This window comes from Hydrogenophilus thermoluteolus (assembly GCF_003574215.1).
GTDB classification, from domain to species: Bacteria; Pseudomonadota; Gammaproteobacteria; order Burkholderiales; family Rhodocyclaceae; genus Hydrogenophilus; species Hydrogenophilus thermoluteolus.
Map to the genome: position 1 here is coordinate 360,562 of NZ_AP018558.1, position 22,828 is coordinate 383,389.

A 22,828-nucleotide genomic window follows, 5' to 3' on the forward strand; every position below is an offset into this window, starting at 1 on the left:
GTCAGCAGACTCCGATGATTTCGACTTCGAAACGAATGGTCTTGCCCGCCAGCGGGTGGTTGAAATCGACGACCCCCCATTCGTCGTCGAGTTCCACGACGACACCCGCGTAACGGGAACCGTCGGGTGCCGCGAACGAGAGGATCGTGCCCACTTCGGCGGTGTCGTCGGGAAAATCGGCGCGACGAACCCGTTCGATCAGGTCGTCGCGGCGCGGCCCGAACGCCGCTTCTGGCGGTAGGGTAAAGGTGTGGCGGCTACCCACGGGAAGACCGACGAGGAGCCGTTCGAATTGCGGCGCTAGGGTGCCGTCGCCCAGTTGCAGCGTTGCTGGCGTCGCTTCGAAGGTACTCACCATCGGGACGCCGTTCTCTAACGTGATGCGGTAGTGGAGCGTCACCAGATGGTGCGGTGCGACACATGCCGGGGCGTCGGTGTCGGGTTTTGAGTGCGGCGCGTTCGCCGGAGTAAGGGATTCGTTCATCGGTCTTTCCTGAGGTGCCAGAGGAGCAGCGCGACGCCAAGGGTGATCGCGCTGTCGGCAAGGTTGAAGGCGGGCCAGTGCCAGGTTCGGTAGTGAAAGAGCAGGAAGTCATGGACGGCGCCGTGGGCGACGCGATCCCAAGCGTTGCCGAGCGCGCCGCCCACGATCATACCGTACGCGGTCAAGAGGGTTTTGCGGGTGGCGGTGCCCGCTTCCCACAGCAGCCAAAGCGTGACGGCTAGCGCGATCGCCAAAAAGAACCACCGCTGCCAGCCAGAGGCGCCAGCCAGGAAACTGAACGCCGCGCCCGGGTTGTAGACGGAGACGAGTTGGAAGAAGGGGGTGACAACAAGCGCTTCGCCCGTGGGTATGGTTGCCGCGATGATCCATTTGCTCAGTTGGTCGAGCGCAAAGACCAGCGCAGCGATGCCCATCACCCAAAGGCGGCGGCGCGTTGCGACGGCCCTCGATGGCGCGGTCGGTGCCAGTTCGGGAAGCGCGTGGTTCATGCCCACTGCCGAGTTTCTCCGGAGCCGGTGAGGTTGGAGCGGCAACGACCGCACAGGTCGGGATGCGCCGGTTCGCTGCCGACGTCGGGTTCGTAATGCCAGCAGCGTGCGCATTTCCCGTGCGGCGATTTGCGTGCTTCGACCCGCTCTTCCTCCGCGGTTGCTACTTCGACCACTTCGGCGCGCGAGACGATGTACGGGAAGTGGAGTTCGTTTCCAAGCGCTGCCAAGGCTTGGTAGCGCGCCCCGGCGGCAAAGAGGGTGATTTCGGCTTCGAGGTTGGCGCCGATTTCACCCGCTTCGCGTTTTGCTTCGATCGCTTTGGTGACCCGTTCGCGGGTATCGAGGACCCAGTGCCAGCGTTCGCGCACCGCGTCGGCGTCGGGGATTGCGGGCAGTTCGTACCAGGTGTGGAACATCACACTCTCTTCGGGGTTGCCGGTGAGGTGTTCCCAGACCTCTTCCGCGGTGAATGGCAAAATTGGCGCCATCCAGCGGACGAACGCATGCAGGATGTGGGTGATCGCGGTCTGGGCGCTTTTGCGCGGGTGTCCTTGCGCGGGGGTGGTGTAGAGGCGGTCTTTGAGGACGTCGAGGTAGAACGCCCCAAGCGTTTCCGAGGCAAAGTGCATCATCGTCTGGACGACGCGGTGAAACTCCATCGCCTCGTACGCGTCGGTGATCTGCTGTTGCGCCGTTGCGGTTGCCAGGATCGCCCAGCGGTCGAGGTCGACGAGCGCCTCTGGCGCGACCGCTTCGCGCGTCGGGTCGAAGTCGGCGATGTTCGCGAGCATGAAGCGCAAAGTGTTGCGCAACCGGCGGTAGACTTCGACGACCCGTTGCAGGATCTCTTTCGAGATGGTGAGCTCACCGGAATAGTCGGTGCTGGCGACCCAGAGGCGCAAGATGTCGGCGCCGAGGGTGTCACACACCTCTTGCGGCGCGACGACGTTGCCGCGCGATTTGCTCATCTTGCGCCCTTGCCCGTCGACGACGAAGCCGTGGGTGAGGAGCGCGTCGTAAGGGGGGCGACCGTCGATCGCACAACCGGTGAGGAGCGACGAGTGGAACCACCCGCGGTGCTGGTCGGACCCTTCGAGGTACATCGCCGCAGGGTGGCCGAGCTCGGGATGGGAGCCACGCAAGACGTGCAGGTGCGTGGTGCCGGAGTCGAACCAGACGTCGAGGGTGTCGGTGACTTTTTCGTAGTCGCGCGCTTCGTCTCCCAGAAGCTCTGCAGGGTCGAGTGCAAACCACGCTTCGATGCCCTCCTGTTCCACGCGTTGCGCAACCGCTTCCATGAGTTCGACGGTGCGCGGGTGAAGCGCTCCGGTCTGCTTGTGGACGAAGAAGGGGATCGGGACGCCCCAGTGGCGCTGTCGTGAGATGCACCAGTCGGGACGGTTCGCGATCATCGCGTGCAGCCGTTGTTTACCCCAAGCGGGGTAGAAGCGGGTGGCATCGACGCCGGCAAGCGCCCGGTCGCGCAACGTGGTGGGGTGGTTGTCGCGCAGGGGATCGGGGCGAGGCAGGTCCATCGCGACGAACCACTGGTTGGTGGCACGGAAGATCGTCGGCGTTTTGTGGCGCCAACAGTGTGGGTAACTGTGGCGGATCGGCGCGTGCGCAAGCAGCGCCCCGGCGGCTTCGAGCGCGGCGACGATCTTCGGGTTTGCTTCCCAGACGGAAAGGCCGCCGAATTCCGGCAGATCAGGGGCGAAGCGCCCGTCGCCTTGAACCGGAGTGAGGATCGCCTCTTGGGGGAACCCCGCGGCGATCCAGACGCGGAAATCGTCTTCCCCATAGGCGGGGGCCGAATGGACGATGCCGGTACCGGTGGCGAGCTCGACGTAGGTGTCGGGCAGGACGGGCGAAGCGCGATCATAGAGCGGATGGCGGAACGTGACGCGCGCAAGCGCCGCCCCCTGACACGCGCCGAGCGTTTCGACTTCTGAGGCGGCAAAGCCGAAGCGCGCGAGCGCCGCATCCTTCAGTTCGGCGGCCAGGATCAGGCACCCTTTCGGGGTGGCGACGAGTTCGTACCGGTATTCGGGATGGACGTTGAGTGCCTGGTTCGCCGGGATCGTCCAGGGGGTGGTGGTCCAGATCACGGCAAAGATCGGCTGCTGCGGCGCTTCGGCAAGGCCAAACGCTTGCGCCACACGCGCCTGTTCCGCCGGGTCGAGGGGGAACGCGACGTCGATTGCCGGAGAGGTGCGCTCTTCGTACTCGATCTCCGCTTCCGCGAGCGCCGACCCGCAGTCGAAGCACCAATGCACCGGTTTGAGACCGCGCACGACGAAACCGGCGTCGACCAGGCGGGCGAGCGCGCGAATTTCGTTCGCTTCGTTGGCGTAGTTCATGGTGAGGTAGGGGTTGTCCCAGTCCCCGAGTACGCCCAAGCGGATGAAGTCGCGCTTTTGCCGTTCGACCTGTTCTGCTGCGAATTCGCGGCACAGCCGCCGCACTTCGCTGCCGGGTAGGCCGCGCCCGTACCGTTTTTCGATCTGGTGTTCGATGGGCAGCCCATGGCAGTCCCACCCGGGAACGTAGGGGGCGTCGTATCCAGCAAGCGTTTTCGAGCGGACGATGATGTCTTTGAGGATTTTATTGACCGCGTGGCCGATATGGATATCCCCGTTCGCGTACGGCGGGCCGTCGTGAAGGACGAACTTTTTCGTGCGGCCGCGACACCGTTCGCGGATCTGCTCGTAGCGTTTTTGCTTTTGCCACGCCGCGACCCAACCCGGTTCACGTTTCGCGAGGTCGCCGCGCATGGGGAACGGCGTGTCGGGGAGGTTGAGGGTTTGGCGGTAGCCCTTTCCGTTAGCCATCGATCGACTCCTAATCCAATGGGTATTGCGTGGGGTGCGTTGCGTGCCAGCGTCGCGCCGCGGCGATGTCGTCGTGGATTTGTGTCGTGAGCGCGGCAAGCGACGGGAAGCGCTGTTCGTTCCGCAGTTTGGCGGCGAAATGGACGGTGATCCGCTTGCCGTATGCGTCACCGTGCCAATCGAGGAGGTGCGCCTCCAGTGTGGGGGAGAGCAGAGGGCAGGATGCGCGATCGGCTGGGTGGCGCTGCGTGACGGTCGGGCGTACGCCGACGTTGATCACCGCCGGTTCAGGCCGATTGCCCAGACCGGTGACCCAGCCGACGAAAACGCCCGAAGGAAGCGCTTGCCGTGGTGCGATCCGTAGGTTCATCGTCGGAACACCGATTTGGCGGCCGAGTTGGGCGCCCGGGTGGACGCGTCCGGTGACCGCGTACCAACGCCCAAGCAGCAGCGCGGCGTGTTCGACGTTGCCCGCATCGAGCGCGGTGCGCACGGCGCTCGAGCTGATGCGTTCGGGGCCTAACGTAAGGGTCGACATCGCTTCGACGGTAAAGCCGAAGCGCTCTCCGGCGTCGAGCAAGGTTTCCAACGTGCCGGCGCGATGGGCGCCGAAGCGAAAATCGTCGCCGACGATCAAATGGCGAACCATGAGACGTTCGACCATGAACGCGATGAACGCCTCTGGCGACCACTGTGCGATACGGCGGGTAAAGGGGAGGATGTGCAGCTGCGCGATCCCTTCCCGCGCAAGCAGCGCTGCTTTGTCGCGCAGCGGGGTGAGACGCGGGGGGGCACTGGTCGGTGCCAACCGCTCGCGCGGGTGGGGTTCGAAGGTGAGCACCGCAGGGGTGAGTTGTCGTGCTACCGCACGGTCGCAGACCAGGCGCAACAACGCCTGGTGTCCGCGATGGACGCCATCGAAATTGCCGACGGTGAGCGCGGTCGGTGCAAGGCTGGGCGCATGGCCCCGCAGGATGCGCATCGTCCTCTGAGTCTGCTTTCGGAAAACGCCCAATTATACCGGTATTCCGCAGATCAACTTGCGGGGTCGCGGCTCTTGGCGGCGAGCATCAACGCACGAGGACGCGGCGCGTGGCGTTCGAGGTAGCGCTTCACGCCGCGGTAGATCGCTTCAGCGAGCTGTTCTTGGTAGTCTGCACTCTTTAGTCGCCGTTCTTCGGTGGGATTGGAGATGAACGCCAGCTCGACGAGTACCGACGGGACGTCGGGGTTACGCAGGACTGCGAAATTCGCGGTTTCGACCTCGGGGCGGTGGGGGGGGCTTACGCGCGCGAGCTCGGCGAGCACCGCTTGCGCGAGGCGCAACGAGTCGGTGCGGGTTGCGGTGATCGAGAGGTCGAGGAGCGTAGCGGCGACATGGTCGCTGCGCGCTGCCAATTGGACGCCGCCGATGAGGTCGGATTGGTTCTCTTTTTGCGCGAGCCACTTCGCTGCGGTGCTCGAGGCACCGCGGTCGCTGAGGGCATAGACCGAGCTCCCGGCGACGTCGGGGCGCACGAAGGCGTCGGCGTGGATCGAGACGAAGAGGTCGGCTTGGGCGCGCCGGGCGCGGTTCACCCTTTCCCCCAACGCGATGAAGTAGTCACCGCTGCGCGTGAGCACCGCGCGCGTTTTCGGGTCGTCGTCGAACCGCTTCTTGGCGCGCCGCGCCACCGCCAACACCACGTCCTTTTCCCGGGTACCGTGACGACCGATCGCGCCGGGGTCTTCGCCGCCGTGCCCGGGGTCGAGGACGATCACGTATGGGGCGTCCTGTTCCGGTGGTTTCGGTTGTGGCTTACGCGGGTTGGTTGCCCGGTTCGCTTGGGTTTCGGCGGGTCGCCGCGGGGGCGTTTCGCTGAGGACCGGCGTGTCACTTTCCGTCCGCTGCCGTTTGTCGAGTTCGGCCAAGAGCCGCGCGACGGGGTCTTGCGGTTTTTCGGGATAGAGGTCGATTACCAGGCGGTATTGATAGGGATCGATGGGGTCGAGAAGGAAGATCTGCGGGACGACTGCTTGCTTCAGGTCGAAGACGATGCGGGTGGTCTCTGGGGTGAACTGCCCGACGCGGACCGCGGCGATATAGGGGTCGTCGGGTGCGATATGTTCTGCAAGGGCACGCAAAATCGTTTGGACGACCACCCCTTTGAGGTCGATCACGAGGCGCAGTGGATTTTCTAGTAAGAATGCTTCGTGTTCGAGTGCGGCGCTGGCTTCGAGCGTGACGCGTGTGTATTCCTCTGCGGGCCAAGCGCGAACGGCGACGATACGGGGTGGCGACGCGGCGATGAGGCGTGTCGGCAGCCAAGTGAATGCCGCAAGGAGCGTGGCGCGGGAGAGAAAGGCGCGGCGTGCCGCTTGGACGCGGGACAACGCGGCTGCGGGGGTGGCTAGCCGAGCGCTGGCCACTGCCGCTTCGCCGCAGTCGAGCAGGCGCCCAGGGTCAGCAGCCGACTGCCCGTCGCTTCGATCGCGATCCGAACCTGCCAGTCGGGGCTCGGTAGGTAGGGGTGCGCTTTTTCGGGCCATTCCACTAAGCAGAGGTTTTCCGGTTGAAAGTATTCGTCGAAGCCGCCCCAGCGGAACTCTTCGGGGTCGGCGAACCGGTAGTAGTCGAAATGATAAACTGGAACAGCGAGATCTGGGTAGGGTTCGACCAAGGTATAGGTGGGACTTTTGACCGGTCCGTGATGGCCGAGCGCGTTGAGGAGTGCCCGTACGAAGGTGGTCTTGCCGGCACCCAGCGGCCCGGTCAGCGTGACGATGCCGCGGGTCGCGACGAAGCAGGGGGCAACGCGTCGCGCGAACGCGCCGGTTTCGGCTTCGTTTTCGAGGTGCGCGGTTGTGGTAAAAGAGGCGTCGGTATTCATGGGGGCGATGGGTGTCGATGGCAGGAACGGTTCGCGATTGGGCACAGATCAAAGCAGCGTTGTGGCGCGCGGCGGAGTCGCTCGGGTTTGCCGCGATGGCGGTGAGCGACGTCGACCTCTCCGCGGAAGAGCCGAAACTCCTTGCGTGGTTGCGCGAAGGGTACCACGGCGAGATGGATTATATGGCAAAGTGGGGGACGCTGCGCGCGCGCCCCGCCGCGCTCGTTCCAGGCGCGCAGCGCGTCGTCTCGTTGCGTTTTCCCTACTGGCCCGAGCAGGCGGCGCCGGCCGAAGCGGTGCTCTCCGACCCGTCGCGCGCCTATATTTCGCGGTATGCGCTGGGCCGAGATTACCACAAGGTGGTGCGCGCCCGCTTGGCGAAACTGGAAAACGTCCTGAAAACGTTGGCGCCAGAACACCAAGGGCGGGTCTTCGTCGATTCGGCGCCGATATGGGAGGTGGCGCTCGCCGCGCGCGCGGGTTTGGGGTGGCGCGGAAAGCATACGCTGTTGCTGACACGCGAAGGGTCCTACTTTTTTCTGGGCGAACTGGTCACCAACCTGCCGTTGCCGGTCGACGCGCCGCAACGTGCGCATTGTGGGCGATGCGTGCGTTGTCTCACCGCGTGTCCAACGCAGGCGATCGTCGCGCCCTACACGGTGGATGCGCGGCGCTGCATTTCGTACCTGACGATCGAACATCCTGGATCGATTCCGGAGTCACTGCGGCCGCTCGTTGGCAACCGAATCTATGGCTGCGACGATTGCCAATTGGTCTGTCCGTGGAATCGTTTCGCGACGCCGTCACAATGCTCCGACTTTCAGCCGCGGCATGGGCTCGATGCGCCGCGGTTGGTCGAACTGTTTGCTTGGCGCGAACACGAATTCCTGGATCGTTTCGCGGGTTCTCCGATTCGGCGCATCGGCTATCCGCGTTGGTTGCGCAATTTGGCCGTGGCGTTGGGTAACGCCCCGACGACCCCAGATGTGGTGGCGGCGCTCAGGCAGCGCGCCGACGACCCGTCGCCGCTGGTGCGCGAACACGTCCAGTGGGCGCTGGCGCGCCATCGCGGCCAGGGTGGTACGGTACAATCCGTTCCATTTGCTTAGTGACGCGGGGCGATGGCGCAGACGATGGGCAGGCAACCGGTGAGCAATGCACCGATCGGTATCTTCGATTCGGGGGTTGGGGGGCTAACGGTGGCGCGGGCGGTGATGGAGCGGCTGCCTAATGAAGCGATCGTCTATTTCGGTGACACCGCGCGCGTGCCCTATGGGGTGAAGTCGGCGCAGACCATCCGGCGGTATGCTGCGGAAATCACCCGCTTTTTGTTGCAGCAAGAGGTGAAGCTCCTCATCATCGCGTGCAATTCGATGGCCGCGGTCGCTGCGGACACAGTAGCGGGTTTGGCGGCCGGCGTGCCGGTGCTCGACGTGATCGACGCCGGGGCACGGGCGGCTGCGGAGATGACGCGGCGCCGGGCTGTTGCGGTGATCGGCACGATGGCGACTGTGGATAGCGGCGCGTACGCGCGACGGATCCATGCGTACGCACCCGACGTGCGGGTGCATGCGTGGGCGTGCCCGCTCTTCGTTCCGTTGGTCGAGGAGGGGTGGGTCGATCATCCGGTTACCGAACAGGTGGCACGGGAATATTTGGCGCCGCTCGCCTCCGAATCAGTGGATACCCTGGTTTTGGGATGTACGCACTACCCGTTGCTCAAACCGCTGTTGCGCCGCGTTGCCGGGCCGGAGGTGGCGTTGATCGATTCGGCCGTGGCCGTTGCCGAAGCCGCTGCGCAGGTGCTGGCGGAACAGGCGCTCCTGCGCCGTGAAGCGGCTGCGCCACAGCATCGCTTCTATGTTTCGGACAAGCCGCCGCGGTTTCATACACTTGCCGAGCGCTTCTTGGCACGGTCGCTGCCGGAAGTCTCGCGCGTGGTGTTGGAAGGGTGAGGGATCAGGATGGGGTTCGTGCGACGGGGCGCGCAGGGTCGGCGCACCATTCGCTCCACGAACCGGCGTACAACTGGCCGAATGGCAACCCGGCATGCGTCATTGCCAGCAGGTTGTGGCACGCGGTGACGCTAGAGCGAGCGCTCGCCGCTATCGATCACGGTAGCGGGAAAAAGGTTCATCGCGGTCATGTGCGTTTCGGTCAATCCGCAGCGTTTGTCGCGGGTTCGTCGAGCCAGGCGCGCGCGGCGTCTTCATCGGTGAAGGTGCGGATCTCGGCATGGACGAAGAAGCGCTCGATCCAGGCGATCCACATGAGCCAATCGTCGTCGGTGAGAATCGCGATGCGGTCGAACGCGTCGGGGTGTGCGCGGGTGAATTTGAGCTCTTCCCACGCCACATCGATGGTGTAGGAGATCATCTGGCGCAGGTCGAGAAGGAGCCGAACCGGGCCGTGGAAGCGGTTCGCGTATTCGATCTGCTCTTCGAATGCACGAAAGTCGGCAAGGGTAAATTCGCCAAAGACAGTGGCTTCGACGCGATTGTCTCGGGTTTCGAGGGTGATCATTGGGGTAAGGTCTCCTTGGTGTGGCCGTACTTGGTGGAAGGATACTGAGTTCGTGTCGATTTGTCCATCTGCGGCGCGCATTTCGCGCGGACAAGAAAAAGGGTAGCCACTTGGGCTACCCAACCGTTTTTGTCTCCCTCTGGCATGGGCGATGCAGGGATCGCGCCATGCCGTGCCTCTCACGGGCTGATCAGTGGAACTGCTCTTCTTCGGTGGAACCGGTGAGCGCGGTGACGCTCGACTGACCCCCTTGAATGACCGTGGTGACGTCGTCGAAGTAACCGGTACCCACTTCGGCTTGGTGGGCGACAAAGGTGTAACCGCGTTCGCGGGCAGCGAATTCGGGTTCTTGCACTTTTTCGACGTAAGCGCTCATGCCGCGACGGGCGTAGTCGTACGCCAGGTCGAACATGTTGTACCACATGCTGTGGACGCCGGCGAGCGTGATGAACTGGAACTTGTACCCCATCGCGCCGAGTTCGCGTTGGAATTTGGCGATCGTGGTGTCGTCGAGGTTCTTCTTCCAGTTGAACGACGGCGAGCAGTTGTACGCGAGCATCTTGCCCGGGAACTTGGCATGCACCGCTTCGGCGAATTGCTTCGCGAATTCGAGGTCGGGCGTACCGGTTTCGCACCAGACGAGGTCGGCGTACGGCGCGTAAGCGAGTGCGCGCGCCACTGCTTGCTCAAGCCCCTTCTTGGTGCGGTAGAACCCTTCGGCGGTGCGCTCGCCGGTGAGGAACGGTTTGTCGTATTCGTCGTGGTCCGAGGTGAGCAGGTCGGCGGCTTCGGCGTCGGTACGCGCAATCACCAGCGTGGGCACGCCGCAGACGTCCGCAGCGAGCCGCGCGGCGATCAGTTTCTGCACCGCTTCGGAGGTGGGGACGAGCACTTTCCCGCCCATGTGGCCGCACTTCTTGACGCTGGCGAGCTGGTCTTCGAAGTGTACACCGGCAGCACCTGCACGGATCATGGCTTTCATCAGTTCGAAGGCGTTGAGCACGCCACCGAAGCCCGCTTCGGCGTCGGCGACGATCGGGGCAAAATAGTCGATCCACCCTTCGTCACCTGGGTTGAGCCCTTTGGCCCATTGGATCTCGTCGGCACGTTTGAACGCGTTGTTGATGCGTTCGACGACCACCGGCACCGAGTTCACCGGGTAGAGCGACTGGTCGGGGTACATCGCGCGGTATTCGTTGTTGTCCGCGGCAACTTGCCAGCCGGAGAGGTAAATCGCTTTGATCCCGGCTTTGACCTGTTGCATGGCTTGGCCGCCGGTGAGCGCCCCGAGCGCGTTGATGTAGGGCTCAGTGTGGAGCAATTTCCAGAGTTTTTCTGCGCCCATGCGCGCGAAGGTGTATTCCGGTGTCACCGAACCGCGCAGACGCACGACGTCTTCGGCGGTGTAGGTGCGGGTGATCCCTTTCCAGCGCGGGTTTTCGGCCCAATCTTTTTTGATCGCTTCGATCTGCTGTTGACGGTCCATGATTGCGTCCTTTCGGTTACGAATGTGCCAAGTGGCGACGGGATTGATGATACCGTGCTTGCTGCGCCGCGTCAAGTATCTTATATAAGACATAAGAGACAAAAACGCGCGAAGTCGAGAACGTGTGCGGCTGGGTCAGGTATGTGGCGTTTTTTGCGGTGTGAGGGGTGGGGGTGTGCGCGTGATGCCTTTGCGTAGTTGTTGCAGACCACGGTGGATCGCGCTTGCTGCGCGCAGTTGCGCGTCCATTGCGGCGATGGAGAGTGCACCACGGCTTCCGGCGGCAAGGAGCGCCGCTTTGAGGTCTTGGTAGGCCGCTTCCATCGTGTCGTCGTCGGATTTCCCCACAGTGGCTGCATCGTGGGGGGCATTGCGGGCGGTGGGGAGCAGCGCCAGCGCCGCGGTGCGAAAGCGTTCCCATGCGGCCATCACGGACGGGTCGCGTTCGTCGTATTCGCCCCAAGCGTGCGCACCCTCTTCGGCAAACCGCGCCGCGCTTTCATAGTAGCGAGCCACACGCAAGAGCCGTTCGCTGGTGTCGATCAATTGCGGTGTGAGCGTTCCTTGGTTCATTGCGGCGATGAAGCGGGCGATTGCGTGGGTGAGGGTTCGCACCGCATGGACCGCGGTTGGGTCGGGTACGGTTCCGACGATCGCCCGTTCGAGGATCGCTGAGGCCATGTCGCGCAGACGCACCAGTTCGTGTTGGAGCGCAGAGAGTGCCAGGTCAGGGATGGTGACGAGCGTGTGGTCGAGGTAGCGGGGTTGCGCTTCGTCTTCTTCGCGCGTACGGAAGTGACGTTGCAGCCAAGCGGCCATCGGGTTGGCGAGTGGCCAGATCAGAACGACACCCAGGACGTTGAACAGGGTGTGGAATAGCGCGATCGCGATCGCAGGGTCGCGTTCGGCTCCGCTCCACGCAGTGAGCGCGGTGGTCACGGTAACCAGGGCAGGGAGGATGAGGAATGCGACTACTGCGGTAAGGGTGTTGAAGAGGATGTGGGCGGCTGCGGCGCGTTTGGCGTTCGCCGTTGCGCCGATTGCGGCCAGGAAGGCTTTGACGCTGGTGCCGAGGTTCGCGCCGATCACCATCGCCGCTGCGCTCGAGAGGTCGATGAGGCCGCTGTGGATTGCAGTGAGGATGAGCGCCGTAGCAGCGCTCGAGGAGAAGAGCAGGACGGTGAGCAGAAACCCAGCGCCGGTTTGCGCCAACCGCAGGAGCGGCCCGTCGCCGATGGGAAGGGTCACGTGCGCAGCGGCACCCCCCAAACCGCTCTTGAGAAGATCGATCGCGGTGATCAGCAGACCGAAGCCGGCCAATGCCAACCCAAGCGCGCCGCGGCGGGTGTTCTTGCCGGTCAGGTGGAAAAACGCGCCGATTGCAACAAGCGGCAACGCCCACGATTCGAGCGCCCACTCGAAGCCGACCAAGGTGACGAGCCAGCCGGTGACGGTCGTTCCGATGTTGGCGCCAAAGATGACCCACAGGGATTGGTGGAGGGTGAGCAGGCCAGCATTGACGAAACCGATCGTGGCAAAAGTAACGAGTGACGACGATTGGACGAGCGCGGTGATGAGGATGCCGGTACCAAGCCCACGCCACCGGGTATCGGTTGCACGACTGAGCAGGCGCTGGAGGTTGGGACCTGCGGCCAGGCGAAGGCCGTCGGTGAGGAGCTCGAGACCCAGCAAGAAAAAGCCCAACCCGCCAGCAAGCGCGAGCCAAGGGGCGGAGGGGGTCGCCAGTTCGGTCAAGGGCGGCTGTGCCCCGTTTTTCTGGGATCAGAGGAGCGGGCGCGGCGCGACGATCACGCCGTCTTCGTCGGCATAGACAAAGTGTCCGGGCGTGAAGGTGACCCCGCCAAAGGTGACGGGAATGTCGCGTTGTCCCTCGCCCCGTTTCACGGTTTTGAGGGGAATCGTGCCCATGGCCCAGACGCCGAGGGGCAGCTGTCCGATGGCGCGGGAATCGCGGATCGCGCCATAGACGATCACGCCTGCCCAGCCATTTTGGACCGCCAGTTCCGCGAGCTGATCGCCCAGGAGCGCGCGGCGCAGGCTGCCGCCGCCGTCGATCACGAGCACTGCCCCTTCGCCCGGGGTTGCCAGCGTTTCCCGCACGAGCGCGTTGTCTTCGAAGATTTTGAGGGTACGGATCGGGCCGCCCGCGCAGCGCGCGCCGCCGTAGGAGCGCAGGATTGGCGCAAGTACCTGGAGTTCGCTTTCGAAGGCGTCACAGAGGTCGGTGGTTTGAAAGGTCATCGCTGCGTCATCCTTCGGCTTCGACGACAGGGAGGTGATCGGAAGTTTCGCCGTCTTCCGGGAAGCGAAGCACCACCTTTTCGTGGTCGTCGATGTCGATCGTCACTTCGCCACCGTGAGCCAGACGGCCAAAGAGGAGTTCGTCTGCGAGCGCTGCGCGGATCGTCTCTTGAATGAGGCGCGCCATCGGGCGTGCGCCCATCACCGGATCGAACCCTTTTGCAGCCAGCCACGCTTTGAGTTCGTCGGTGAAGTGGGCTTCGACCCGTTTTTCTTGGAGTTGCGCTTCGAGCTGCAGGAGGAATTTGTCGACGACGCGCGCGATCACGTCGGGTGTGAGCGGTTTGAACGAGACGATCGCGTCGAGCCGGTTGCGGAACTCAGGGGTGAAGACGCGCTTGAGTTCGGCCATCTCGTCGCCCGCTTCGCGCTTCGCGGTGAAGCCAATCGCGCTTCTTTGCATCGTTTCCGCGCCCGCGTTGGTGGTCATGATGAGGATCGTGTGGCGGAAATCGGTGCTACGGCCGTTGGCGTCGGTGAGCGTTCCGTGGTCCATCACCTGCAAAAGGAGGTTGAAGACGTCCGGGTGCGCTTTTTCGATTTCGTCAAGCAGGAGCACACAGTGGGGTTTTTTCATCACCGCTTCGGTCAAAAGCCCCCCTTCTTCGTAGCCGACGTAACCCGGTGGCGCACCGATGAGGCGGCTTACGGTGTGGCGCTCCATGTATTCGGACATGTCGAAGCGCACGAGGTCGATCCCGAGGGTAAAGGCGAGCTGGCGCGCCACTTCGGTTTTGCCGACACCCGTTGGCCCGGAGAAGAGGAACGAGCCGATGGGTTTGTTGGGGTTGCCGAGTCCGGCGCGGTTGAGTTTGATCGCGCGTACGAGCTGTTCGATCGCTTCGTCCTGCCCGAACACCACCTGTTTGAGGTCGCGTTCGAGGGTGGCGAGCTTTTGCCGGTCGTCGCGCGCCACGGCGCGGGGTGCGATGCGCGCGAGTTTGGCGACCACCGCTTCGATTTCCGCTTTACCGATCGTCTTTTTCTGTTTGCCTTTGGGGAGCACTTTTTGCGCGGCACCTGCTTCGTCGATCACGTCGATCGCTTTGTCGGGGAGTTGCCGGTCGGTGATGTAGCGCGCGGAAAGTTCCGCAGCGGCTTGCAGTGCAGCGGCGGTGTATTTGACGCCGTGGTGCGCTTCGAAGCGTTCTTTGAGCCCTTTGAGGATCGCGACCGTGTCGGCAACCGACGGTTCGGTGACGTCGATTTTTTGGAAGCGGCGCGAGAGCGCGTGGTCTTTGGCGAAGATCTGACGGTATTCGTTGTAGGTGGTAGCGCCGATACAGCGCAGTTGCCCCTTCGCAAGCGCCGGTTTCAAGAGGTTCGACGCGTCGAGGTTGCCGCCCGATGCGGCACCGGCACCGATCAGCGTATGGATTTCGTCGATGAAGAGGATTGCCCCCTCTTGTTCCTGCAATGCTTTGAGGACGTTTTTCAGCCGCTGTTCGAAGTCGCCGCGGTATTTGGTCCCCGCAAGCAGGGTTCCGAGGTCGAGCGCATAGACGGTGGCGTTCGCGAGCACTTCGGGGACTTCGCCGTCGACGATCCGTTTCGCGAGCCCTTCGGCGATCGCGGTCTTGCCAACGCCCGCTTCGCCCACGAGCAGCGGGTTGTTCTTGCGGCGGCGGCAGAGGGTTTGTACGACCCGTTCGAGTTCCGCGTCGCGACCGATGAGGGGGTCGATCTTGCCCTCTTTTGCGAGTTGGTTGAGGTTGAGGGTGAATTGTTCGAGCGCCGCGGCACCATTTGCGGGACGCTGTTCGTCGTCGTCGTCGCTCGCGGCCGGGTTGTTCCTTTGCGCACCCGCTTTGTTGCGGAGGTTCTGCTGTTGCGCGACCCGTTCGGGGGCGACGCCATGCGCGAGGTAATTGGTGATGTCGAGGCGGGTGATTTTGTGCCGCTGCAACAAGAAGAGCGCGTGCGAATCTTTTTCGCCGAAGATCGCAACGAGCACCGCTGCGCCGGTGACGTCCGATTTTCCGGCCGACTGGACGCTGAGGATCGCCCGCTGGACGACGCGTTGGAAACCCAGGGTGGGTTGGGTGTCGAAATCGCCCTCACCGGGAACGCGCGGGACGTGGGTGTCGATGAATTGCTGCAGATCGCGGCGCAGCCCGTCGATGTTGGCGCCGACCGCGCGCAGCGCGTCCGAAGCCGAGGGGTTGTCGAGCAGCCCAAGCAACAGGTGCTCTACGGTCACATATTCGTGGCGCATCTGCCGCGCTTGGGCAAAGATCATGTGCAGAGTGACTTCGAGCTCCGGGGCGATCATCGCTAGGCTTCCTCCATGGTGCAGGCCAATGGATGGCCGTTCTTGCGGGCGAACTCGGTGACTTGCGCCACTTTGGTGGCGGCGATGTCTTTCGGGTAGACCCCGCAGACGGCCATCCCTTCATGGTGGACTTTGAGCATGATTGCGACTGCGCGTTCCGTGTTCATGTGAAAAAAACGCTGCAGCACTTCCACCACGAAGTCCATTGGCGTGAAATCGTCGTTGAGCAGCAGCACCTTGAAGAGCGGCGGCGGCTTGAGTTCGGTTTCCGCCGCCTGCGGTTCAATGTGCTCGACCGGTTGCACGCTCATGGAGGTCATTCTAGCGAGTCGCGATCAGCCGCGCAACACCGCTGCGATCGCATCGGCAACGGTATCGAGGTTGTGGCTGTTGAGCGCAGCGACACAGATCCGCCCCGAGCGCACCGCATAGATGCCGAAGTCGCGCTGGAGCCGTTCGACCTGTTCCGGCGTGAGGCCGGTGTAGGAGAACATCCCGCGCTGCGCGGTGACGAAGGTGAAGTCGCGCCCAGGAACCGCGGCTTCGAGGCGCGCGCGCAGCCCTTGCCGCATCGCTCGGATGCGGTCGCGCATGCCCGCGAGTTCCGTCTCCCACTGCTGGCGCAGCGCAGAGTCGGCGAGCACCGTGGCGACCAACGCGGCCCCATGGGTCGGCGGGTTGGAGTAGTTGGTGCGGATCACCCGTTTGAGTTGCGAAAGGACCCGCGCGGCTTCGTCGGCGGTGGTGGTGACGATCGAAAGGGCGCCCACCCGTTCGCCGTAGAGCGAGAAGTTCTTCGAAAACGAGCTCGAAATCAAGACAGGAATCCCGGCATCGCAGAAGCGGCGCACGGCAACCGCGTCGGCGTCGATCCCTTCGGCGAAGCCTTGGTAGGCCATGTCGAGGAAGGGAACGAGCGCTTTGGCTCGACAGACTTCGACGACCGTTTGCCATTGCGCTTCGGTGAGATCGGCGCCGGTGGGGTTGTGGCAGCAGGCATGGAGCACGATGATGCTGTGGGCCGGTGCGGCTTCGAGATCGGCAATCATGCCCGCGAAATCGACGCCGCCTGTTTGGGCATCGAAATAGCGGTACTCACGAACAGAGAAACCCGCTGCTTCGAAGATGCCGCGGTGGTTTTCCCACGACGGGGCGGAGATATAGACCGAAGCGTCGGGGACGATCCGCTTGAGAAGGTCGGCGCCGATACGCAGCGCCCCGGTGCCGCCAAGCCCTTGCGCGGTGACGACCCGTTTTTCTGCCAAGAGGGGGGATTGGGGGCCGAAGAGCAGGTGCTGCACCGCAGTGGTGTAGTGCGCTGGCCCTTCGATCGGCTGGTAGCCGCGTGGTTTCGGGTTTGCCGCCATCGCGGTTTCCGCTTCGCGCACGCACGCCAACAACGGAATTTTCCCGTTGTCGTCGTAGTAGACCCCAACGCCCAAGTTCACTTTGTTCGAGCGCGGGTCGGCAGCGTAGGCTTCGTTGAGACCCAGGATCGGGTCGCGCGGCGCAAGCGGGACATTGGCAAAGAGTGACATCGCGGTTCTCCAACTTTTGCGATAATGAGGGAATGAAGCGTGTGACGACGAACGATTCTACCACGGCACCTCAGGGCGATTCGGTGCCGAATCCTGGGGTCGCAACGGACCCAAACGGCGCGGATCACGGGACGTGGCACCGTTTCCCCGGTAGCCCTTTCGTGCTCTACGCCCCTTATCCGCCAGCAGGGGATCAGCCTCAGGCGGTTGCGCAGTTGGTCGATGGGTTCGAGGCTGGTCTGGCACGCCAGGTGTTGTTGGGGGTGACCGGTTCCGGCAAGACGTTCACGATGGCCAACGTCATCGCGCGCCTTGGGCGCCCGGCGTTGGTGATTGCGCCGAACAAGACCTTGGCGGCGCAGCTCTACAGCGAGTTTCGCGAATTTTTTCCCAAGAACGCGGTTGAATACTTCGTTTCGTATTACGACTACTACCAACCCGAAGCCTACGTGCCGAGCCGTGATCTCTACATCGAAAAGGATTCGAGCATCAACGCGCACATCGAGCAGATGCGCTTGTCGGCGACGAAGAGCCTGTTGGAACGGCGTGACGTGGTGATTGTTGCCACCGTCTCGTGCATCTACGGGATCGGGGATCCGGTGGACTACCACGCGATGATCCTCCACTTGCGGGTGGGGGAGCAGCTTTCGCGCCGGGCGGCGATCGAGCGTCTGGTGGCGATGCAGTACGAGCGCACCGAGACCGATTTCGTGCGCGGGACGTTCCGAGTGCGCGGTGAGGCGATCGATATCTTTCCGGCCGAACACGCCGAATGGGCGCTGCGGGTGGCGTGGTTCGACGACGAGATCGAGGCGTTGAAGCTCTTCGATCCGCTCACCGGTGCGGTGGTGCAGCAGCTTTCCCGGTTCACGGTCTATCCGTCGAGCCACTTCGTCACACCGCGCGCAACCGTGTTGCGCGCGATCGACGCGATCAAGGCCGAGCTGCGGGAGCGGCGCGAAGCGCTGCTTGCTGCGGGGAAGGTGGTCGAAGCGCAGCGGCTCGAGCAGCGCACACTCTTCGATCTGGAAATGCTCGAAGAGGTGGGGTTTTGCAAAGGGATCGAAAACTATTCGCGCCACCTTTCGGGCCGTGCGCCCGGGGAGCCGCCGCCGACGTTGATGGACTATTTGCCTCCCGACGCGGTGTTGTTCATCGACGAGTCGCACGTCACGGTGGGACAGATCGGGGGAATGTACCGCGGCGATCGCGCGCGCAAGGCCAATCTGGTCGAGTACGGCTTTCGCCTGCCGAGTGCGATGGACAATCGGCCGCTCACTTGGGTGGAGTTCGAAGCACGGATGCCGCAGACGGTTTTCGTTTCGGCAACGCCAGGGGATTATGAACGGGAAACGAGCGACGCGGTGGTCGAACTGGTGGTGCGCCCCACCGGTCTCGTCGATCCGGAGGTGTGGGTGCGTCCCGCGTCGCAGCAGGTCGATGATCTGCTCCATGAAGCGAAACAGCGCATCGCGCGCGGTGAGCGGGTATTGGTGACGGTGCTCACCAAGCGGATGGCCGAAGACCTCACCGAGTTTCTCAACGAAAACGGCGTCCGGGCGCGGCACCTCCATTCCGACATCGACACGGTGGAGCGCGCCGAGATCATCCGCGACCTACGCTTGGGGGCGTTCGACCTTCTGGTCGGGATCAACCTGTTGCGCGAAGGGCTCGATATTCCCGAGGTTTCGTTGGTGGCGATCTTCGACGCCGACAAAGAGGGGTTTTTACGTTCCGAGCGGTCGTTGATTCAGACGATTGGTCGCGCGGCGCGCCACGTTCATGGAACTGCGATCCTTTACGCGGATACGGTCACCGATTCGATGCGCCGCGCGATCGAGGAGACCGAGCGGCGGCGGGCGAAACAGATCGCTTACAACACGGCGCACGGAATTACCCCCCGTTCGGTGGTCAAAGCGGTCAAAGAGTTGATCGATGGGCTGCCTGCAAGCGGTGAGGGCGCGGCGGCCCGTACAAGCGGTCGCGCGGCGTCGCGTGCGGACGGGGATTGGTTGGCGCAGCTCGACCGCAGTGATCCGCAGGCGGTGGCGAAAGCGATTCAGAAGCTGGAGCGCGAGATGAAACGCCACGCCGAGGCGCTCGAATTCGAAAAGGCGGCGGCGGTGCGCGATCAATTGCTGGCGTTGCGGCAGTCGGTGTTCGGGTTCGAGACGGTGGCGTGACGCCTTGCCGATTCCGCTTCAGGAGGGAGTATGACGACGCCGATTCGTTTGTTGTGTGTGTGCACGGGCAATATCTGCCGGTCGCCGACCGCAGAAGGGGTATTGCGCCATCTGGCGCAGCAGCGCGGATGGACATGGGTTACGGTCGATTCGGCAGGCACGCACGACTATCATGTGGGCGAACCACCGGACCCGCGGACGCTTCGGGCCGCGCGCGCCCGTGGCTATGATTTGTCGACGCTGCGTGCGCGGCAAATCTGCCGCGACGATTTTAGGCGCTTCGATTGGATTCTGGCAATGGATCGCGGCCACCTGGCGCTGCTCGAACGGATGCGTCCGCTCGAGGCACACGCGCAGTTGGCGCTTTTCATGGCGCAAAGCCGCGCGTTTCCGAATTACGAAGTGCCAGACCCTTACTATGGTGGGCGAGAAGGGTTCGAGCAGGTGCTCGACCTCATCGAAGATGGGGCGATGGCGTGGCTCGATTGGCTGGAAGAGACCAATCGAGCCACGCAAAGCGGTTAGTTGCGCCGCGTCTCCACCTGGATGAGCGGCCCTTCGTCGCGCTTTGGGGCGCGCGGGATCACGCGCCCCAAGCCTTCAGGCTGCGGGAAAACCGGTCGATAAGTGACGCGGCTGGGGTCGGTTTCGATCCAGACGAGGCCCGCTTGCGCGACCATTTCCCGCAGCGCCGCGGTATCGGTTTCGCGGCGCGGGGCAGGCTCGTCCGTAACCTCGTGCGACTCGTTGCCCTTCGGCGTCTCTGCGTTGCGGGACGATGGCGCAGCGGTTGCAGAAGGCGCCGCGTTGGCGGGCGGCACGCCCGGTTCGGACATTGTCGGCGGGGTTTCGTGGGGCGCGTCCTCTACCGCGCCCGCTGGTAGGTCCGTTGTCGACGCAGGGGTGCCAAGAGCGGCTTCCGTTGCCGTGTTGCCGTCACGCGGGTCGCCTTCACTCAGGTTTTGCGAAACCGCTGGACGCCCCGGGGGGATGGCGGCCAGCGAACCGTCGAGCCGTTCCGGGACTGGAAGCGGCGCAAGCAGTACTGGCACTTCTTCGGAGCCTTCGGCATTCGCAGGCGACGCACCGGATTGGGGTTCGGCTGCTTCGGGTGCCGTGGCTTCTGGTGCAGCCGGTTGCGATTCGGCACCGGGCTTTTCGTCAGCGGGTGTCTGCTCGGCTGTTTCGCCGTCTTGCGGCACGACTGCCGCGGTTGCGCCAGGCTCTGCCTCCGGACGTTGGGTGGTGTCAAGAGCCGTTTCGTCCGCTGCAGTTGGAGTATCTGTCGTTTCGCCAGCAGCGCTTACTGCCCCTACTTCCGTGACTGCTGGCGTAACCGGTACCGGGAGCTGCCGTTCTGGAAGGATGCCGTCGTCAGGTACGCGCTCCTTCTCGGCGTGCTCGGGTGCTGGTGTTGCTATTTCTTCTGCCGCATCGGTGGATGCCGTCACGGCAGGTTCGGTGGCCTCGGGTTGTGCGGTTTCAGCCCCTTTGGCTGCTTCGCGCGCGGTTTCGGCCGGTTGTGCCGATGCTGCTGACGGTGCGGTCGGGGTCGGTTCTTCAGCCGGAAGCTCCTCGGTTGTGTCCGCTACCGCCGAAGTGGTTTCGGTGGTTGCTGCGTCGTAGGTTTCGGTCGGAGCAGTGGTCTCGCTTTCGGCAGCCGACTCTTTGCGCCGCCCCCGGCTGCGGCGGCGACGCCGTTTGGCCGGCGATTCGCTGCCGCTCTCCGGCGTGAGTACGAGTTCCAACGGTTCGGCGCTCGTTTCCGATTCAGCCGATGACGCGAGGGAGGAGTCGGCAGATTCGGCCAAGGCGCTTAAGGTTTGCGGCTGTGGGGTTCTCGTTTCGCTGGTCAACGCGTCGCGCGGCGATTCGTCGCTCCGTTTGCGGCGCGGTGGGCGACGTCTGTTGCCGTTGCGGCGACCGTTGCCATTTCGCACCGGTGGCGCGGACGGGCTCGCGGTTTCGGTTTCCGATGAGGTAGCGCTGGTGTCGCCCGGTCCCATCAAGCTTTTGAGCCACGCGAAAAGGCGCTGAAGCAGCGGAGCTTGCTGGGGTGCCTCGGTGGTTTGGGCCGTCGGCGCCGTGTCTGCCGTCGCGTCTTCCGGTGCGTCCGTTGCTCGCGTGACCGGGGGCGGGGCGTCGGGGGCGATCCCTTTCACCGCGGCTTCTTGCTTGGGCGCTTTGCGCTCGGACAGGAGGTTCGTCGGCGCGGTTTCCGGCGCTGGCGGCGTGACCAGTTCGTAGCTCACCAAGCGCACGTCCAGGTTGTCGATCTGGTCGTGGCGCAGCCGCACCACTTCGTGCGCTGGCGTTTCCATGTGCCGGTTGGGGATGATCACGACGCGGACCTGGTGGCGCGCCTCGATACGGGCGACGTCGAACCGTTTTTCGTTGAGCAAAAAGGTGCCGACGTCGACCGGAACTTGAACATAAACCGCGGCGGTATGCTCTTTGATCGCTTCTTCTTCGATGATGCGCAGGATATGCAGCGCGGCCGATTCGGTGCTGCGGATATGACCGGTGCCACTGCAGCGCGGGCAGGGGACATAGGTGCCTTCGGCGAGCGCCGGGCGGAGCCGTTGCCGTGAGAGCTCGAGGAGCCCAAATTTGCTGATGCGCCCCATCTGGACCCGTGCCCGGTCGAAGTGCAGCGCCTCTTTGAGTTTCTGTTCGACTTCCCGCTGGTTTTTCGGGTTTTCCATGTCGATGAAGTCGATCACGATCAGGCCGCCTAGGTCGCGTAGCCGCAGCTGTCGCGCGATCTCTTCCGCGGCTTCGAGGTTGGTCTTGAGCGCGGTCTCTTCGATGTCGGCACCTTTGGTCGCTTTGCCGGAGTTGACGTCGATCGCGACAAGCGCTTCGGTGTGGTCGATCACGATCGCACCGCCAGAGGGCAGGGTTACTTGGCGCGCGTACGCGGTTTCGATCTGATGTTCGATCTGAAAGCGGGAAAAAAGCGGGACATCATCGGCGTACCGTTTGACACGGCGCACACAGTCGGGCATCACGTGCTGCATGAACTGGCGCGCCTGCTCGTAAATTTCGTCGGTGTCGCAGAGGATTTCGCTGATGTCGGGCTGGAAGTAGTCGCGGATCGCGCGGATGACGAGCGCGCTCTCTTGATAGATGAGGAAAGGGGCTTTTTGGGCGTTTGCCGCTTCTTCGATCGCGCGCCAGAGTTTCAACAGGTAGTCGAGGTCCCATTGGAGCTCTTCGAGCGAATGGCCGATCGCTGCGGTGCGTGCGATCAGGCTCATGCCCTCCGGGACGTTGAGCAGCTCCAGCATCTGTTTGAGTTCGGCGCGCTCTTCACCGTCGATGCGGCGAGAAACGCCGCCGCCGCGCGGGTTGTTGGGCATCAGGACCAGATAACGCCCTGCGAGCGAAACATACGTGGTGAGTGCCGCGCCTTTGTTGCCGCGCTCCTCTTTTTCGACTTGAACGATCAGCTCTTGACCGACTTCGAGCGCGTCTTGGACACGGGTGCGACCGTTCTGTTCGGTGCTCCGCCAGTAGCTGCGCGCAACCTCCTTGAAGGGAAGGAAACCATGCCGCTCTTCGCCGTAGTCGACGAAGACCGCTTCCAGACTGGGTTCGATGCGGGTGATGACCGCTTTATAGATGTTGCCCTTACGTTGTTCGCGGTGGGCGGATTCGATGTCGATATCGATCAGTTTCTGGCCATCTACGATCGCCACGCGCAATTCTTCGGCTTGCGTGGCATTGAAGAGCATGCGTTTCATCGGATTCGGGTCTCCACGAGTCGATGGGCGGGACCCGACGGGAAAGGGGAGGGATGAGCCG

The 22,828-nt window shown here is 63.6% G+C and carries 18 protein-coding genes and 1 pseudogene; 4 read left to right on the forward strand and 15 right to left on the reverse strand.

What is annotated here, in order from left to right:
* Window position 1: 1 nt before the first annotated feature.
* The 6 genes from HPTL_RS01650 to tsaE are packed head-to-tail and all read right to left on the reverse strand — an operon-like array spanning window position 2 to window position 6,697.
* Window positions 2-484, reverse strand: a complete 483-nt coding sequence (locus tag HPTL_RS01650) for an FKBP-type peptidyl-prolyl cis-trans isomerase (protein ID WP_119334417.1) — start codon at window positions 482-484, stop codon at window positions 2-4.
* The gene (gene lspA / locus HPTL_RS01655) at window positions 481-993 is read right to left on the reverse strand and encodes a signal peptidase II (protein WP_170141242.1); all 513 of its coding nucleotides are present in this window, start codon (window positions 991-993) and stop codon (window positions 481-483) included. Before lspA ends, HPTL_RS01650 begins: the two co-directional genes overlap by 4 nt.
* Window positions 990-3,827, reverse strand: coding sequence for an isoleucine--tRNA ligase (ileS, locus tag HPTL_RS01660; protein ID WP_119334418.1), 2,838 nt, complete (start codon window positions 3,825-3,827; stop codon window positions 990-992). The genes lspA and ileS overlap by 4 nt, the downstream gene beginning before the upstream one ends.
* A gap of 10 nt (window positions 3,828-3,837) precedes the next feature.
* Window positions 3,838-4,809 carry a bifunctional riboflavin kinase/FAD synthetase gene (locus HPTL_RS01665; RefSeq protein WP_119334419.1) on the reverse strand — a complete coding sequence of 324 codons (972 nt, stop codon included), beginning with the start codon at window positions 4,807-4,809 and terminating at the stop codon, window positions 3,838-3,840.
* A 53-nt stretch (window positions 4,810-4,862) separates the two neighbouring features.
* Entirely contained in the window at window positions 4,863-6,236 is a 1,374-nt protein-coding gene (locus HPTL_RS01670; protein WP_170141218.1) for an N-acetylmuramoyl-L-alanine amidase, read from the reverse strand.
* Window positions 6,218-6,697, reverse strand: coding sequence for a tRNA (adenosine(37)-N6)-threonylcarbamoyltransferase complex ATPase subunit type 1 TsaE (gene tsaE / locus HPTL_RS01675; RefSeq protein WP_119334421.1), 480 nt, complete (start codon window positions 6,695-6,697; stop codon window positions 6,218-6,220). The genes HPTL_RS01670 and tsaE overlap by 19 nt, the downstream gene beginning before the upstream one ends.
* 17 nt (window positions 6,698-6,714) lie before the next feature.
* Here tsaE and queG point away from each other — a divergent pair, with 17 nt between their 5' ends.
* Together queG and murI are read left to right on the forward strand one after the other, a co-directional pair.
* On the forward strand, window positions 6,715-7,806 hold the full coding sequence (gene queG / locus HPTL_RS01680; protein WP_119334422.1) for a tRNA epoxyqueuosine(34) reductase QueG: 1,092 nt from the start codon (window positions 6,715-6,717) through the stop codon (window positions 7,804-7,806).
* A 12-nt stretch (window positions 7,807-7,818) separates the two neighbouring features.
* Window positions 7,819-8,652 (forward strand): glutamate racemase, encoded by an 834-nt coding sequence (gene murI, locus HPTL_RS01685; RefSeq protein WP_232000000.1) that lies wholly within the window; start codon window positions 7,819-7,821, stop codon window positions 8,650-8,652.
* A 4-nt stretch (window positions 8,653-8,656) separates the two neighbouring features.
* Here the strand turns inward: murI and HPTL_RS11610 are convergent.
* The 8 genes and pseudogenes from HPTL_RS11610 to HPTL_RS01725 all read right to left on the reverse strand — a co-directional run.
* Window positions 8,657-8,788: pseudogene (locus HPTL_RS11610) on the reverse strand (sulfurtransferase); the annotation flags it as partial.
* Window positions 8,789-8,854: 66 nt separating this feature from the next.
* Window positions 8,855-9,220 (reverse strand): SpoIIAA family protein, encoded by a 366-nt coding sequence (locus HPTL_RS01695; protein ID WP_119334423.1) that lies wholly within the window; start codon window positions 9,218-9,220, stop codon window positions 8,855-8,857.
* 190 nt (window positions 9,221-9,410) lie between these two features.
* The gene (aceA, locus tag HPTL_RS01700; protein ID WP_232000001.1) at window positions 9,411-10,706 is read right to left on the reverse strand and encodes an isocitrate lyase; all 1,296 of its coding nucleotides are present in this window, start codon (window positions 10,704-10,706) and stop codon (window positions 9,411-9,413) included.
* 135 nt (window positions 10,707-10,841) lie between these two features.
* Window positions 10,842-12,461, reverse strand: a complete 1,620-nt coding sequence (locus HPTL_RS01705) for a Na/Pi cotransporter family protein (protein ID WP_119334424.1) — start codon at window positions 12,459-12,461, stop codon at window positions 10,842-10,844.
* 27 nt (window positions 12,462-12,488) lie between these two features.
* Entirely contained in the window at window positions 12,489-12,968 is a 480-nt protein-coding gene (rraA, locus tag HPTL_RS01710; protein ID WP_119334425.1) for a ribonuclease E activity regulator RraA, read from the reverse strand.
* A 7-nt stretch (window positions 12,969-12,975) separates the two neighbouring features.
* The gene (gene clpA, locus HPTL_RS01715) at window positions 12,976-15,300 is read right to left on the reverse strand and encodes an ATP-dependent Clp protease ATP-binding subunit ClpA (protein WP_119334426.1); all 2,325 of its coding nucleotides are present in this window, start codon (window positions 15,298-15,300) and stop codon (window positions 12,976-12,978) included.
* A gap of 2 nt (window positions 15,301-15,302) precedes the next feature.
* Entirely contained in the window at window positions 15,303-15,611 is a 309-nt protein-coding gene (gene clpS / locus HPTL_RS01720) for an ATP-dependent Clp protease adapter ClpS (RefSeq protein ID WP_119334427.1), read from the reverse strand.
* Window positions 15,612-15,635: 24 nt separating this feature from the next.
* Entirely contained in the window at window positions 15,636-16,838 is a 1,203-nt protein-coding gene (locus tag HPTL_RS01725; RefSeq protein WP_119334428.1) for an amino acid aminotransferase, read from the reverse strand.
* 83 nt (window positions 16,839-16,921) lie between these two features.
* Here HPTL_RS01725 and uvrB point away from each other — a divergent pair, with 83 nt between their 5' ends.
* Together uvrB and HPTL_RS01735 are read left to right on the forward strand one after the other, a co-directional pair.
* The gene (uvrB, locus tag HPTL_RS01730; protein ID WP_408610107.1) at window positions 16,922-19,021 is read left to right on the forward strand and encodes an excinuclease ABC subunit UvrB; all 2,100 of its coding nucleotides are present in this window, start codon (window positions 16,922-16,924) and stop codon (window positions 19,019-19,021) included.
* A 30-nt stretch (window positions 19,022-19,051) separates the two neighbouring features.
* The gene (locus HPTL_RS01735) at window positions 19,052-19,546 is read left to right on the forward strand and encodes a low molecular weight protein-tyrosine-phosphatase (RefSeq protein ID WP_119334430.1); all 495 of its coding nucleotides are present in this window, start codon (window positions 19,052-19,054) and stop codon (window positions 19,544-19,546) included.
* Here the strand turns inward: HPTL_RS01735 and HPTL_RS01740 are convergent.
* Complete coding sequence (locus tag HPTL_RS01740) at window positions 19,543-22,767, reverse strand: Rne/Rng family ribonuclease (protein ID WP_119334431.1); 3,225 nt, start codon at window positions 22,765-22,767, stop codon at window positions 19,543-19,545. The two genes, HPTL_RS01735 and HPTL_RS01740, sit on opposite strands and share 4 nt — an antisense overlap.
* Window positions 22,768-22,828 lie beyond the last annotated feature (61 nt).

What these genes read in the sequence shown, in the direction of transcription:
- HPTL_RS01725 (WP_119334428.1), bottom strand. Translation starts at nt 16,838, where the DNA reads ATGTCACTCTTTGCCAATGTCCCGCTTGCGCCGCGCGACCCGATCCTG.
- HPTL_RS01735 (WP_119334430.1), top strand. Translation starts at nt 19,052, where the DNA reads ATGACGACGCCGATTCGTTTGTTGTGTGTGTGCACGGGCAATATCTGC.
- HPTL_RS01665 (WP_119334419.1), bottom strand. Translation starts at nt 4,809, where the DNA reads ATGCGCATCCTGCGGGGCCATGCGCCCAGCCTTGCACCGACCGCGCTC.
- lspA (WP_170141242.1), bottom strand. Translation starts at nt 993, where the DNA reads ATGAACCACGCGCTTCCCGAACTGGCACCGACCGCGCCATCGAGGGCC.
- HPTL_RS01740 (WP_119334431.1), bottom strand. Translation starts at nt 22,767, where the DNA reads ATGAAACGCATGCTCTTCAATGCCACGCAAGCCGAAGAATTGCGCGTG.
- HPTL_RS01695 (WP_119334423.1), bottom strand. Translation starts at nt 9,220, where the DNA reads ATGATCACCCTCGAAACCCGAGACAATCGCGTCGAAGCCACTGTCTTT.
- aceA (WP_232000001.1), bottom strand. Translation starts at nt 10,706, where the DNA reads ATGGACCGTCAACAGCAGATCGAAGCGATCAAAAAAGATTGGGCCGAA.
- clpA (WP_119334426.1), bottom strand. Translation starts at nt 15,300, where the DNA reads ATGATCGCCCCGGAGCTCGAAGTCACTCTGCACATGATCTTTGCCCAA.
- HPTL_RS01650 (WP_119334417.1), bottom strand. Translation starts at nt 484, where the DNA reads ATGAACGAATCCCTTACTCCGGCGAACGCGCCGCACTCAAAACCCGAC.
- queG (WP_119334422.1), top strand. Translation starts at nt 6,715, where the DNA reads ATGGCAGGAACGGTTCGCGATTGGGCACAGATCAAAGCAGCGTTGTGG.
- murI (WP_232000000.1), top strand. Translation starts at nt 7,819, where the DNA reads ATGGCGCAGACGATGGGCAGGCAACCGGTGAGCAATGCACCGATCGGT.
- tsaE (WP_119334421.1), bottom strand. Translation starts at nt 6,697, where the DNA reads ATGAATACCGACGCCTCTTTTACCACAACCGCGCACCTCGAAAACGAA.
- rraA (WP_119334425.1), bottom strand. Translation starts at nt 12,968, where the DNA reads ATGACCTTTCAAACCACCGACCTCTGTGACGCCTTCGAAAGCGAACTC.
- ileS (WP_119334418.1), bottom strand. Translation starts at nt 3,827, where the DNA reads ATGGCTAACGGAAAGGGCTACCGCCAAACCCTCAACCTCCCCGACACG.
- clpS (WP_119334427.1), bottom strand. Translation starts at nt 15,611, where the DNA reads ATGAGCGTGCAACCGGTCGAGCACATTGAACCGCAGGCGGCGGAAACC.